Source organism: Bacillus sp. JJ1773 (assembly GCF_036962035.1).
Lineage (GTDB): Bacteria > Bacillota > Bacilli > Bacillales > Cytobacillaceae > Cytobacillus.
On record NZ_JBALNX010000076.1, the window covers coordinates 4,610 to 14,757 of the forward strand.

A 10,148-nucleotide genomic window follows, 5' to 3' on the forward strand; every position below is an offset into this window, starting at 1 on the left:
GAGCCTCCCGGAAAGGTGTACTTTACCTTTCTGGGAGGCTTGGCTTGTGACCTCGAGGGGGTAGGCACTGGAGCTAGACAGTTCTCTAATTTGAGAAAAGTAATACTAATTATTTCTAAAGGGGTTTCTTGTCTTGACAGGAACCCCTTTTTGTTGTTTAGTGTCATTATAGGAAAGGGAATTATTCCGATTTGAATTAACGAAATATTCCTCCATTATTTATGAATATTAAATCAATCAAAATGATGGCAGCTGAAAACGGGTACAGATTTAGAAGCGATTGTAGAGGCAAAAAACATGTTGCTGGTGTGGCAGAGGATTTCCCTGCGGTATTTATTCGTGCTCCTCATATTGTGCAAGCAGGAGAGAATGTGGAAGTTCTGGCGAAACATGATGAGCGTATCGTAGGCAGCACGTGAGGGTCATATTCTTGGATGCTCCTTTCATCCAGAATTAACAGATGACCACCGTATTACCTCCTACTTTATTAACATGGTAAAAGAAGCGAAGAAAAATTAATTTGCATAATATAGTTGCAAATGATTCATAATTGTAGTACATTATGAATTAAAATTTACTATAGTCGAAAGCAATGAGAGGAACTAGTAACAGGATTTTCATTCTAAAGAGAGCCAATGGTTGGTGGAAATTGGCGGGTGAAGCTTGTGAATCCATCCTCGAGCAAAGTATGGAACGCCATTTTTTTGGCCAGTAAATACTTTCGGTATAAAACCGTTATGAATTTAAGGTGGAAGGCTCATGCCTTCAACTAGGGTGGCAACGCGGGTAACTCTCGTCCCTTTTTTGGGGACGGGAGTTTTTTGTGTTTTGCCCCAGTAAAAAATTAGGAGGGATTATGAAATGTTAGACATTAAGTTTTTGAGAGCTAATTTTGAAGATGTGAAAAAGAAGCTGGAGCATCGCGGCGAGGATTTAACGGATCTTGGAAAATTCGAAGATCTTGATACGAAACGACGTGAATTAATTGTGAAAGCAGAACAGCTGAAAAGCAGACGGAATGAGGTTTCTCAGCAGGTTGCCATATTAAAACGTGATAAACAAGACGCGGATCATTTAATTGCTGAAATGCGAGAGGTTGGAGATCAAATTAAAGAGCTTGATGATGAGCTGCGCACGGTTGAAGAGGAATTAGATCAACTATTGCTAAGCATACCAAATATTCCGCATGAAAGTGTCCCAGTTGGAGAAACTGAAGACGACAATGTGGAAGCGTGGAAGTGGGGAGAGGTTAGACAGTTTGACTTTGAACCGAAGCCGCATTGGGAAGTAGCTGACCAGTTAAATATTCTTGATTTTGAACGTGCAGGAAAGGTAACGGGAAGCCGATTTGTATTTTACAAAGGGCTCGGTGCACGCCTTGAACGTGCTTTATTCAACTTTATGCTTGATCTTCACACAGAGGAGCACGGCTATACAGAGGTATTACCGCCATATTTAGTCAATCGTGCAAGTATGACTGGAACAGGTCAGCTTCCGAAGTTTGAAGAGGATGCCTTCCTTATAGAAAATGAGGATTACTTCTTAATTCCAACAGCTGAGGTACCTGTTACGAATATGCACAGAGAAGAAATTTTAAGTGCAGAGGATCTTCCGTTTAATTACGCTGCATTTAGTGCTTGCTTTCGTTCTGAAGCCGGATCAGCTGGACGTGATACGAGAGGGCTGATTCGCCAGCATCAATTTAATAAGGTGGAGCTCGTTAAATTTGTAAAGCCGGAAGACTCTTATGAAGAATTAGAAAAGCTGACAAAGAATGCGGAGAAGGTTCTGCAGTTATTAGGCCTTCCATATCGCGTGATGAGCATGTGTACGGGTGACCTTGGCTTCACTGCCGCGAAAAAGTATGATATTGAAGTGTGGATTCCAAGCTATAACACATACAGAGAGATTTCTTCTTGCAGTAACTTTGAAGCCTTCCAAGCAAGACGTGCGAATATTCGTTTCCGCCGTGAGGCTAAGGGTAAACCTGAGCATGTGCATACATTAAATGGATCTGGCCTTGCAATCGGCCGCACCGTTGCCGCTCTGTTGGAAAATTACCAGCAGGAGGATGGCAGTTTCGTGATTCCAGAGGTGCTGCGTCCGTATATGGGCAACAGAGATGTCATTAAACCAGAGTAAATTTCGCTAAAACTCCAAGTTAGAATACTTTTTGAGCGGGGCCAAACCCCGCTCAAAAAAAATATTAAATAATATTGACATCGTTTTTGATAAATGGTATATTATTTCTTGTCGATACGGAGGAATACCCAAGTCCGGCTGAAGGGATCGGTCTTGAAAACCGACAGGCGGGTCAAACCGCGCAGGGGTTCGAATCCCCTTTCCTCCTCCATTAACATTGACATTATACACGCGCATAAATTGGAGATAAAAACCGTTACAGGCAAATGTAGCGGTTTTTTTTATGCTTTATATACTAAAATAGTCGCCTGTTTAGGGCGACTATTTTTTCAATAATTGAGTTTGCTTCATGAACTCCGAAATCCGTTCAAGAATCGGTTCAACTGAGCTTTCATCATCAATAATATCATAATCATTGATATTCAATCGAAGTACAGGACAAGCGTTAAAGGAGTTAATCCAATCTTCGTAGCGCTTATGCATTTCCTTCCAATACTCAATAGGTGTCTGCTGCTCCATTGGGCGTCCTCGTTCATGGATTCGGGATAGAATATCATCGAGGGAGCCTTCTAGATAAATAAGCAAGTCCGGATGCGGGAAATAAGGAGTCATGACCATCGCCTCAAATAGGCTAGTATAGGTTTCGTAATCGACCTTGGACATGGTGCCTTTTTCATAATGCATCTTTGCGAAAATCCCAGTGTCCTCATAAATGGATCGATCTTGGATAAAACCGCCGCCATACTCAAAAATTCGTTTTTGTTCTTTATAACGTTCAGCTAGAAAATAAATTTGCAGATGAAAGCTCCAGCGTTCAAAATCCGCATAAAATTTATCTAAATAAGGATTGGTATCCACTTTTTCAAAGGATGTGCGAAAGTGTAGAGCCTTTGCAAGGGCATTGGTCATTGTAGATTTTCCCACTCCAACCGTTCCGGCAATCGTGATGACTGCATTTGAAGGGATTCCATATTTGTTTCGAAGAATCATGATTGCATGCTCCCTTTAATTAATGTGATAGATAACGTGTCAATGATCGTTTGGAGATCCTCTTGATTTTTTACAAAGTCTAAATGATCGCCATTGAAGCGTAGAACTGAAACCTCCGGATGCTGAGATTCGAAGTCGCTAATCGCCTTGTCATAATCTATGGATAATTGCTCTAAATACAAGGGGCTTATATTCTTTTCAATATCCCTTCCCCTTAGGCGAATACGCTTCAGAATTGTTTCTAGACTTGCATGAAGATAAATCACTACATTGGGCTTTGGCATATCTACAGTTAGGATATCGTAAATTTTTAGATACTTTTCGTATTCCTGTGTATTCAATGATCGCCCGGCAAAAATAAGATTTTTTAATATATGGTAGTCTGCAACGACAGGTTTATCTTTCTTCAGAAAATGGTTCTGAATATCAGCTAACTGCTTATAGCGGTTGCAGAGAAAAAACATTTCAGTTTGAAAACTCCATTCCTCAATGTTTTCATAGAATTTACCTAAAAACGGGTTTTCATCTACTATTTCTTTCAGTAGGGCAAATTCGAAATGATCAGAAATGGCCTTAGCTAGTGATGTTTTTCCAACACCAATTGGTCCCTCAACCGTGATAAAAGGGGTTGCTCCCATGGATAGTCCTCCTACTCCGTCCTGCTTTATCTATAAAAGTGTTGTTTGGCACTCCGTCCTTAAATGACACAAAAATTATTTTATCATACAATCGTGGTGGAAGGGATATGGAATTTTTTTATAGGGAATGCATCTGCTTTCCACTAGGCCTCTATCTAATTTCACTGCGCTGATCATTACTTCGTATATCAAGGGTTTGTTCAATTAGGTCGACCGGCAGAATTTATTAAAATGGCACAAAAAAACAGCTGACAATGTATCAGCTGTTTCAAATCTCTTAAGGTCTTTTTACAACGTTAAAATTCTCTGTGATCAATAACCAGTTTTGCGGAAAAGAAAGGCCAAGCTTCCAATAGCTCATTCCTCTTAACTTCAATTCCTTAATCAAATCAAATTTTGCCTGAATGGAGCGGGCGTCTTCAAACCAAACCTCATGTCTTTTCCCCGCCTGATCCGTATAGTGGAAGAATGGTGCCTGTGCTTTCGTGTCATACTGAATAGCGACATTGTTATTCGCGGCAAGCTGTATAGCCTGCTGAGGGCTTAATGCTCGCGCAAAGGAGCCTTGAACAAATGGCAGTGTCCAGTCATAGCCGTATAAGTTTTGTCCCATTAATATTTTCTTGGAAGGAATCTCTGTTATTGCATACTCTAATACCTTCCGAACGGGTCCAATAGGAGAAACTGCCATGGCCGGTCCGCCGCTATAGCCCCATTCATAGGTCATGATGACAACGAAGTCAACAATCTCCCCGTGTGCCTTATAATCATGTGCCTCATACCAGCGTCCTTTTTGCCCAGCGCTTGTTTTAGGAGCTAGAGCAGTCGAAAGCAGCCAGCCTTCCTGCTGAAATCTAGACTTGGCTTTTCTAAGAAAACGATTGTATGCTTCTCGATCGGCTGGGCGCAAGTATTCGAAATCGAAATGTATATCCCGGAAGCCGTATTTTTTAGCTGTTGCCACGATATTATTTAAAAATTTGTCCTGAATGGGCATATCATTGAGGAGAATCCGACCCAATTCATCATTAAACTGATCATTCTCCTGGTTTGTAATCACCATCATCAGTACATTTCTGTTGGCACGGGCAATCGCAGGGAAATTATTTAGTAATGGCTCTTTCAGGGACCCATCACGAAGCGCCTGAAAACTAAAAGGAGCTAAATAGGTCAAATAAGGAGCGGCTTCTCGTGCACTTGTTTCTAAATTGGGTGCAACCGTTGTGCCCCTTGGTTCTACATACGCATTAAATTCAGCCTGCTGTTTTGGACGGGGCGGAATATAAAGTCTAAATCCGACCTGAAGCGGCGTGTTAACAGAAATGTGGTTAATAGAGGCTAGTTCCTGATAGGAAATATTAAATTTCCTTGAGATTGAGTATAGACTATCCCCGCTATGCACCGTGTAAAATTGGCCGATAATGGGGATTACTAGGGTTTGACCAACCACTAGATTATTAGGATTCGGAATTTCATTAGCTTCGGCTATATCATTGGCGGTCGTTCCATAGGCACGCGCGATACTTGTTAAGGTTTGGTTTGCCTGAACAACATGAATTTGCAAAATGACTCCTCCTTTATCTAACAAATAAGGACCATTCTCGATAAATAAAATTAAACACTACAACCATTTTATGAAGGAATAAATGAAGTAATGATATAATTTAACAAAGGATCTTATTAAAAGGATGAAAAATAAATGGATTTGCAAATGGAACAGTCAGATGAAATATATATGCTAGAAGCGATAAAAGAGGCAAAAAAGGCTGAGGATATGAAGGAAGTGCCTATTGGAGCTATTATTGTTTTAAATGGGGAAATCATTGCAAGAGCTCATAATTTACGGGAATCCAATCAAAATGCAATTGCCCATGCGGAATTACTTTCTATTGATAAAGCGTGTCAGCAGCTTGGAACGTGGAGGCTTGAGGATGCCATTCTTTATGTTACGCTGGAGCCGTGCCCTATGTGTGCTGGAGCCATTATCCTTTCTCGGATAAAAAAGGTTGTGTACGGTGCAAAGGATCCGAAGGGCGGCTGTGCGGGCACTTTCATGAATCTTTTGCAGGATGAGCGATTTAATCATCAGAGTGAGGTAGTAACAGGTGTCCTGGAAGAAGAGTGCGGTGAATTACTGTCATCTTTCTTCCGAAGCTTGCGCGAACGAAGGAAAGAAGAGAAGAAACTAAGGAAACAAACACAGTTGGATAATCATACAGGAATTGTCAGCGAATAGGAATTGATTTTTACACAAAAGATTAGTATACTTAATTATGCGTCACATATGGCGCAACTAAATATGGTTTCAACTTTGCCGTGCTAGGCGGGGAGGTAGCGGTGCCCTGTACTCGCAATCCGCTCTAGCGAGGCTGAATCCCTTCCCGAGGCTGGTGTCCTGTAGGGCCTGCCTTAAGTAAGTGGTGTTGACGCCCGGGTCCTGCGCAATGGGAATCCATGAACCATGTCAGGTCCGGAAGGAAGCAGCATTAAGTGGACCATCTCATGTGCCGCAGGGTCGCCTGGGCCGAGCTAACTGCTTAAGTAACGCTTATGGGAGCCAGTCGAAGGAAGGTGCACGGCAGTTTAACTATAATAAACAAAACTCATCTCTCTGAATTGGGATGAGTTTTTTTATTTCTAAACTTTGAAATAATGAAAATGAATAAGGTATAATGGTTATTGAGAATACATAGGAAGGGGGGCGTAACAATGAGTTATCAGGCTTTATATCGGGTTTGGCGTCCTCAAAGCTTTATCGATGTTGTTGGACAGGAGCATGTAACGAAAACATTGCAAAACGCCCTGCTTCAGGAAAAAATCTCGCATGCCTATCTGTTTTCTGGGCCCCGCGGGACAGGGAAAACGAGTGCCGCAAAGATTCTAGCTAAGGCAGTCAACTGTGAAAGGTCCCCGGTAAACGAGCCTTGTAATGAATGCCCTACCTGTAAAGGGATAACAGATGGATCCATCCAAGATGTTATTGAAATTGACGCCGCCTCTAATAACGGCGTTGAAGAAATTAGGGATATTAGGGACAAGGTCAAATATGCACCAAATGTTGCAAAGTTTAAAGTCTATATTGTCGATGAAGTTCATATGCTTTCCATTGGAGCTTTCAATGCTTTATTGAAAACACTTGAAGAACCTCCAAAGCATGTTATCTTTATTTTAGCAACAACTGAGCCCCATAAGATTCCGCTTACGATTATTTCAAGATGCCAGCGATTTGATTTTAAACGCATTACAGCACAAGCAATTGTAGGCAGAATGAAGCTCATTGTCGAAGAGACTAGCGTTAAGTGTGAGGAACAAGCATTGCATGTGATTGCGAGAGCAGCAGAGGGTGGCATGCGTGATGCGTTAAGCTTACTTGATCAGGCTATATCATTTAGCCAGGACGAAGTGACAATGGATGATGCCTTAACTGTTACAGGAGCTGTTTCGCAAGGCTTTTTAAATAAGCTGGCTCTTGCAGTTATGGAAAGGGATGCTGCAGCAGGGCTGGAATTCTTAGATGAGCTTCTATTTCAAGGGAAAGATCCTGCACGTTTTGTTGAGGATTTTATCCTATATTATCGAGACATGCTCCTCTTTAAGGCTGCACCCAAATTGGAAGAATCGCTGGAAAGAGTTATGTTAGATGAAGAGTTCCAACAGCTTGCTGAAAAAGTCCAGCCGGAAGAGCTGTATGAATTAATAGAAGTACTGAATAAGGCCCAGCAGGAAATGCGCTGGACGAATCATCCGAGGATTTTTCTTGAAGTGGCGATCGTTAAGCTTTGCCAGCTTGATAGAAAAGGATCAAGTGCAGCTGTCGGAGATCTTCAGCCGTTGCTCCAAAAGATAGAACATTTAGAGAATGAAATCAGTCTTTTGAAGCGCCAGGGTGTTGTGATTCAAGATGAAGGTCAGCCTGCTATTCAGAAAAAAGCACAAAGAAGCTCCCGTAAAGGCTTCCAAGCACCAATTGGGAAGGTTAATGAAATATTAAAGCAAGCAACAAAAAATGATTTAATGGCGATAAAAAGCAATTGGGGCGAAATGTTAAATAGGCTGGCTCATAATCAAATGAGGTCCCAAGCTGCTTTATTGAATGAAGCGGAGCCTGTTGCAGCCTCTCATACCGCCTATATCATTAAATTTAAATATGAAATTCATTGTCAAATGGCAATGGATAATACGAGATTTCTCGACATCTTATCCAGTATTATGTATGAGCTTTTGGGAAAACGATTGCAGCTCGTTGGAATTCCTGATGAGCAATGGCAAAAAGTCAGAGAAGACTTTCTCAACAGCCAGCAAGATAATGGAGTCAACGAAGAACATCCAAATGAGGAAGAACCGTTAATCGCCGAAGCTAAAAAATTGTTTGGTGATGATTTAGTAGAAATAATAGACTAATTAACTGGAGGTACAATAAAATGCGTGGAATGGGCAATATGCAAAATATGATGAAACAAATGCAAAAGATGCAAAAGAAAATGGCCGAGGCTCAGGAGAAGCTTGGTGAAGAAAGAATTGAAGGGACTGCTGGCGGCGGAATGGTTTCTGTCATTGTTTCTGGCCATAAAGAAGTCCTCGAAGTAAACATCAAGGAAGAAGTAGTAGACCCAGAGGATATCGAAATGTTACAAGACCTTGTATTAGCTGCAACGAACGAGGCACTAAAAAAGGCAGATGAATTAACAAATAACACGATGGGCCAATTCACTAAAGGAATGAATCTGCCTGGAATGTTCTAAGACGCTCCTATTTGTCTAGCTTCAGTTGTTGGATTAGACTGAAGCTTTTCTTTTTTATGGAGCTTCTGCTTTTCAATGTCTAGCTCCGAGTGCCATCGCGAAGAGCATAAGCAGTACTCTCCGCTTTTCGATAAGGAGGAATTAATATGCACTATCCTGAACCGATATCTAAGCTGATTGACAGCTTTATGAAATTGCCAGGTATCGGCCCGAAAACGGCCGCTCGTCTGGCATTTTTTATATTGAGTATGAAGGAAGACACTGTCCTTGATTTTGCAAAGGCGCTAGTGAACGCTAAGAGAAATTTGTCATATTGCTCGGTTTGCGGCCATATTACGGATCAAGACCCCTGTTATATTTGTGAAGATCAAAGGAGAGATCGAACGGTTATTTGTGTCGTTCAGGATCCTAAAGATGTCATTGCAATGGAAAAAATGAAAGAGTATCATGGCTTATATCATGTACTGCAAGGCGCGATCTCGCCAATGGATGGGATTGGGCCAGAGGACATAAATATACCCACACTTCTAAAAAGACTCCAAGATGACACAGTACAAGAAGTTATACTTGCCACGAACCCTAATATTGAGGGAGAAGCAACAGCTATGTATATTTCACGTCTATTAAAGCCATCTGGAATTCGTGCTACGCGAATTGCCCACGGTCTTCCTGTTGGAGGAGACCTTGAATATGCCGATGAAGTGACTCTTTCAAAGGCACTTGAAGGAAGAAGAGAGGTTTAAATCTAAACTGTCGAGGCGCATGCGCTTTCTAATGGGGGCGAAGATAATGTTATTTCGTAGGAAGGGCTGGCTGCGTAAGGAATTTAATGAAAAGCTATTAGATAAAGTTTATGATTTAAGAGAAGCATGGACAAATCAAAAAACACTTGTCGAAAAAAGCTTTGATCCATCCGCAGAGATTATGACACAAGCAAAACTTGCAGAGGCAAAATACTTCTTTCTTTTTAAAGAAGTAAAAAAAAGAAATATCACCTTACACAAATAATTTTTGGACATAGTCCTTCTATCGAGGTCTTTTTTGTATATCGATTTCATAAATTGATAGTACAAGTTTCTCGAAAGGAGGATTTTTCTTATTGGAGCCTGTTATCGTTATTTCTATATTAGGAGTATGCATATTATTACTGTTGATTATGGGAACGCCACTGAAGCCAGTTAAAATGGTTGGACAAGGTATTATTAAGATACTGATTGGTGCACTGTTTTTATTCTTTTTAAATACGTTTGGGAATCAGTTCGGCATACATGTGCCCATTAATTTAATCACAGCCTCTGTCTCAGGCTTTCTGGGAATTCCTGGTTTATTTTCACTAGTAGCTATACAGACGTGGATAATTTAAATAGATGAACAGCTGCGCGTTAAAGTAGCTGTTCATTTTTCAAAAGAATTATGTTGACAGTGTTTATATATGATGTTAATATATTAAAAGTCTCCACAAAAGCCTTTTGAAACAACGGAATTCATCGAGAAAAAAGTTGTTGACAAAGACTTGTGCAGATGATAAGATAATAAAGTCGCCTCTGAGCGATATGATAGTTCTTTGAAAACTGAACGAACAAAAACGTCAACGTTTATTTTTTAGTCTTTTTCTTAAAAAAAGACATTTATGAGC

The 10,148-nt window shown here is 40.8% G+C and carries 10 protein-coding genes, 1 tRNA gene, 1 other RNA gene, 1 pseudogene and 1 other annotated feature; of the genes and pseudogenes, 10 read left to right on the forward strand and 3 right to left on the reverse strand.

Translation table 11 applies throughout. The features are described from left to right. Nucleotides 1–302 precede the first annotated feature (302 nt). The 3 genes and pseudogenes from V7127_RS20390 to V7127_RS20400 all read left to right on the forward strand — a co-directional run. Nucleotides 303–519, forward strand: a pseudogene (locus tag V7127_RS20390) (pyridoxal 5'-phosphate synthase glutaminase subunit PdxT); the annotation flags it as partial. A gap of 64 nt (nt 520–583) precedes the next feature. After that, nucleotides 584–804 (forward strand) — a binding site (T-box leader). A gap of 57 nt (nt 805–861) precedes the next feature. Next, nucleotides 862–2,142: a serine--tRNA ligase gene (gene serS / locus V7127_RS20395; protein ID WP_335355234.1), complete on the forward strand. Its 1,281-nt coding sequence runs from the start codon at nt 862–864 to the stop codon at nt 2,140–2,142. 118 nt (nt 2,143–2,260) lie between these two features. Next, nucleotides 2,261–2,353 (forward strand) — tRNA-Ser (locus tag V7127_RS20400). 110 nt (nt 2,354–2,463) lie between these two features. Here the strand turns inward: V7127_RS20400 and V7127_RS20405 are convergent. The 3 genes from V7127_RS20405 to V7127_RS20415 form a co-directional block, all read right to left on the reverse strand. After that, on the reverse strand, nt 2,464–3,132 hold the full coding sequence (locus V7127_RS20405) for a deoxynucleoside kinase (RefSeq protein WP_335347017.1): 669 nt from the start codon (nt 3,130–3,132) through the stop codon (nt 2,464–2,466). Then, nucleotides 3,129–3,770 (reverse strand): deoxynucleoside kinase, encoded by a 642-nt coding sequence (locus V7127_RS20410; RefSeq protein ID WP_335347018.1) that lies wholly within the window; start codon nt 3,768–3,770, stop codon nt 3,129–3,131. Before V7127_RS20410 ends, V7127_RS20405 begins: the two co-directional genes overlap by 4 nt. 277 nt (nt 3,771–4,047) lie before the next feature. Beyond that, a complete protein-coding gene (locus V7127_RS20415) occupies nt 4,048–5,334 on the reverse strand; it encodes a glycoside hydrolase family 18 protein (RefSeq protein ID WP_335489047.1) in 1,287 nt (428 codons plus the stop codon). A gap of 147 nt (nt 5,335–5,481) precedes the next feature. Between V7127_RS20415 and tadA the strand changes: the two genes are divergently transcribed. The 7 genes from tadA (at nt 5,482) to V7127_RS20450 (ending at nt 9,875) form a co-directional block, all read left to right on the forward strand. Then, entirely contained in the window at nt 5,482–6,006 is a 525-nt protein-coding gene (gene tadA, locus V7127_RS20420) for a tRNA adenosine(34) deaminase TadA (protein ID WP_335489057.1), read from the forward strand. 78 nt (nt 6,007–6,084) lie between these two features. Then, nucleotides 6,085–6,349, forward strand: an RNA gene (gene ffs, locus V7127_RS20425) — signal recognition particle sRNA large type. 130 nt (nt 6,350–6,479) lie between these two features. Continuing rightward, nucleotides 6,480–8,171: a DNA polymerase III subunit gamma/tau gene (gene dnaX / locus V7127_RS20430; RefSeq protein ID WP_335489050.1), complete on the forward strand. Its 1,692-nt coding sequence runs from the start codon at nt 6,480–6,482 to the stop codon at nt 8,169–8,171. 20 nt (nt 8,172–8,191) lie between these two features. Then, a complete protein-coding gene (locus V7127_RS20435; protein WP_066302040.1) occupies nt 8,192–8,512 on the forward strand; it encodes a YbaB/EbfC family nucleoid-associated protein in 321 nt (106 codons plus the stop codon). Nucleotides 8,513–8,658: 146 nt separating this feature from the next. Further along, nucleotides 8,659–9,255: a recombination mediator RecR gene (gene recR, locus V7127_RS20440; protein ID WP_066302038.1), complete on the forward strand. Its 597-nt coding sequence runs from the start codon at nt 8,659–8,661 to the stop codon at nt 9,253–9,255. A 46-nt stretch (nt 9,256–9,301) separates the two neighbouring features. Continuing rightward, the gene (locus V7127_RS20445) at nt 9,302–9,520 is read left to right on the forward strand and encodes a YaaL family protein (RefSeq protein ID WP_335489054.1); all 219 of its coding nucleotides are present in this window, start codon (nt 9,302–9,304) and stop codon (nt 9,518–9,520) included. A 91-nt stretch (nt 9,521–9,611) separates the two neighbouring features. Further along, entirely contained in the window at nt 9,612–9,875 is a 264-nt protein-coding gene (locus V7127_RS20450; protein ID WP_335347023.1) for a pro-sigmaK processing inhibitor BofA family protein, read from the forward strand. Nucleotides 9,876–10,148 lie beyond the last annotated feature (273 nt).

Bases quoted from the DNA above. Each gene is read 5' to 3' on its own strand.
- serS (WP_335355234.1), top strand. From the start codon at position 862: ATGTTAGACATTAAGTTTTTGAGAGCTAATTTTGAAGATGTGAAAAAG.
- V7127_RS20405 (WP_335347017.1), bottom strand. From the start codon at position 3,132: ATGATTCTTCGAAACAAATATGGAATCCCTTCAAATGCAGTCATCACG.
- V7127_RS20410 (WP_335347018.1), bottom strand. From the start codon at position 3,770: ATGGGAGCAACCCCTTTTATCACGGTTGAGGGACCAATTGGTGTTGGA.
- tadA (WP_335489057.1), top strand. From the start codon at position 5,482: ATGGAACAGTCAGATGAAATATATATGCTAGAAGCGATAAAAGAGGCA.
- dnaX (WP_335489050.1), top strand. From the start codon at position 6,480: ATGAGTTATCAGGCTTTATATCGGGTTTGGCGTCCTCAAAGCTTTATC.
- V7127_RS20435 (WP_066302040.1), top strand. From the start codon at position 8,192: ATGCGTGGAATGGGCAATATGCAAAATATGATGAAACAAATGCAAAAG.
- recR (WP_066302038.1), top strand. From the start codon at position 8,659: ATGCACTATCCTGAACCGATATCTAAGCTGATTGACAGCTTTATGAAA.
- V7127_RS20445 (WP_335489054.1), top strand. From the start codon at position 9,302: ATGTTATTTCGTAGGAAGGGCTGGCTGCGTAAGGAATTTAATGAAAAG.